A 237-nucleotide genomic window follows, 5' to 3' on the forward strand; every position below is an offset into this window, starting at 1 on the left:
CTTTACTATCCAGGTAGTGAGCCAAATCTCTCTTTATTAATTCAGCGATGTACGACAGCTGAGTATCACTGCTTCGATTCTTCAAGTTTGGGTGTTTATCCAAAATATCTTCCAGATATTCCGCAATGAGCTCCTGCACATGCTTAATCTGCAAGCACTCTCCCGCTTCGCGAACAATATCTTCAACACAGGTATTACGGAAAAATGCTTTCCCTAAGGCTTTGGATTTATGGGCGC

At 42.6% G+C, this 237-nt stretch carries 1 protein-coding gene; it reads right to left on the bottom strand.

The annotated features are described in order from the left end of the window. Positions 1-237, bottom strand: a 237-nt coding sequence (locus ACY2RR_RS24745) for a hypothetical protein (RefSeq protein ID WP_490110857.1), incomplete at both ends; no start/stop codon positions are given.

Source organism: Parendozoicomonas sp. 2304DJ65-17 (assembly GCF_058148445.1).